The 2292-nt window shown below is 53.4% G+C and carries 4 protein-coding genes; all 4 read right to left on the reverse strand.

The window, feature by feature from the left end:
* On the reverse strand, positions 1 to 285 hold a 285-nt coding region (locus ACJRPG_RS24815; RefSeq protein WP_408002786.1), incomplete at its 3' end, for a hypothetical protein.
* Positions 286 to 488: 203 nt separating this feature from the next.
* The gene (locus ACJRPG_RS24820) at positions 489 to 764 is read right to left on the reverse strand and encodes a YrhB domain-containing protein (protein WP_408002787.1); all 276 of its coding nucleotides are present in this window, start codon (positions 762 to 764) and stop codon (positions 489 to 491) included.
* 170 nt (positions 765 to 934) lie between these two features.
* The gene (locus ACJRPG_RS24825) at positions 935 to 1297 is read right to left on the reverse strand and encodes a hypothetical protein (protein ID WP_408002788.1); all 363 of its coding nucleotides are present in this window, start codon (positions 1295 to 1297) and stop codon (positions 935 to 937) included.
* Between the two features lies 1 nt (position 1298).
* Positions 1299 to 2292, reverse strand: a 994-nt coding sequence (locus tag ACJRPG_RS24830) for an RHS repeat-associated core domain-containing protein (protein ID WP_408002789.1), incomplete at its 5' end; no start/stop codon positions are given.

The following is a 2292-nucleotide window of genomic DNA, read 5'->3' on the forward strand; positions in this document are numbered from 1 at the left end:
ATACGCTTCCACCAGGCGGCCGCAGCTCTTGCCCAGGGCGCAGTGGCCCGAGCCGTCGCTGTCGTACACCCAGCGTGCCGCCAGGTCTTTCTCGTTGCGCGCCGTCATGCGGCCCAGCGGATCGTATTCGAAGCGCGTGCCGATCTGCGGCGAGGCCTCGCGCTGCACCGGCGACATCTGCTTCCATACCTGGCCCAGCGGATCGACCTTGTACTCGATCAGGCCCAGGTCGGGATCCTGCAGCGCGGTTTTGCGGCCCAGACCGTCGTACGCGATGACCGTCACATTCCCCAGGGGGCGTGACCTTGCTCAAGTTGTTGAGCGCGCATCTTGGAATACAACGCCTTTTGCACTACAAGTTATTCGTGCAACAGAGGCGAACCCAGTAACTATGACGAAACAACTGAGGCCTTTGCTTCCCGCGCAGCTGCTGGCAGTTTTGCAGAGCAACTGACCGGACTGTCTGTCATGCGTCCCGTCCACTGCCCTCAAATCCCCTTCAGCGCATCCAGCCACGGAATAGCGCTAGGTAAGTCTCTAACCCCTCCATCTCTTCGTACAAAGACAGGACCATTCCCCGCTAGTGAATCAATCGGATTCCGAGTTCGCACGAAGTCAGCCGAGTTGTAGAAGAAGACCCATCCCTCCGGAATCTCCTGAGTTTCCTCAGGAAGAATTGCAAACTCATCGCCTGCACTTTGCCCCAGTTGCGTCACATGCCGAACTGCAGCCAAGGTGGCGTCATCTTTACTGATATAAGCCATCAATTTGTCCTCAATAACTGGAAAGTCTTGTAACCATCAAGGGCCGCAGCTTTACCGGTCTGCCCGTCCAGATAGCGCACAAGACCTTTCTGATTAAATAACCTCCGATAGTGACATCATACCTATCGGAAGTGTCCGTACTACTGGCGGAATGCCATTGTTTGCCGAGTCTAACTAGTCTTCAGCAACTGCTTTGTAAGGTCACTCCAATCCACATCGCCAGCAAACAGGAACTCCAAGAAGGCATGAACGGGAGTCCTTTGGAGAAGTTCCTCAATGGTGGACTCCATTAGAGTAGCGATAGCCTCCGGCGCATAGTTTTCAGTATGCTTTAATCCAAAGGCCGGATAAGTTCCGAGGTACTGAACCTTGACCACTTCGAGGGATAGCTCAGGAAATCGCATAATGAGTCGGGGCCTAAGTTGATCAACCAGCCACGTTAAAAATGCCACAAGCACCGCTTGATTTTTAACCACAGTAAGCCAATCGCCCAATATTTCAGGCTCATAAATTTCATAACCGTCATTGATCATGTTAGTTCCCTGGAACGTACTTCGGTTTGATGCCCTGCTGATTTAAGTATTGAAGCTCACGCGCAGTAAAATAACCATTCGGACTACCCGGCACATATCCTCCCCTGACGGATGGCAGGCTGGATGGGTTCGTTAGAATAATGAAGCTGTCGCCTCTGTCAATTCGATCTTGTAACCATCTTCTGTTTTCCGCCCACGTCACGGGCTTTTCTCCTGCACCCGGAATACGACCAGACTTTGCCCAGCTATCAATACCGGAGTCGTTAGCAACTCGCTGCAAATCTTCCATACGACCAATCGCAGTAATGCCTTTCGCCTCGCCTGCAACAGTCTTTTCGAGAGCGCGCGCCGCCCGTACTTCACCGCCGATCGGACCTAATAACTCTGTCGACAACAATACTGCAGCTGTACCGTAATTTCCTTTACCTGCTTCAATGCCTACATCCGGCAATGATGATCCCGGCAGTAAATTGGTGCCGAACTCTACAACGTTATGGACATAACGACCGGCAGTCTCTGCGACGGTTTCCGGATACATCACACTTCGTGTCGTCCCGTCGTAACCATTTTTGAACTGCTGAAGCACAGATGGTTTGTTGTTTGCCGACGCAGTTCCTATGCCACCTTTATCCCTTGCATTGCGGGTTATGCTTTGATTAAAAATGGTATAGCCGCAGTTTGCGTTCCCCTGCTGCTTGCAACGCTCCAGTTCTTTCAACGATTGCTGACAAGCCGCGTTGCACTCAGGCGTAGGCACCGTTGAAGGCTTGCCAGCCTCGACACCCGCAAACCCCGTCGGGTCCATCAGATTGGCCGGGTTGTTCCACACATAGGCGTAGCGATTATAGCTCTGGCTATGCGTCGGATCCTGGATCAGCGGGTCGGCGCTCAGGAAGCGCGCGATCAGCGGTTCGTAGATGCGGCCGTTCATGTGCACCAGGTCCAGCTGGTCCAGCATTTCATGGCCCGTGAAGCCGCGGTTGTCGGTCACGCCG

The organism is Pseudoduganella rhizocola (genome assembly GCF_045984285.3).
GTDB lineage: Bacteria > Pseudomonadota > Gammaproteobacteria > Burkholderiales > Burkholderiaceae_D > Rugamonas.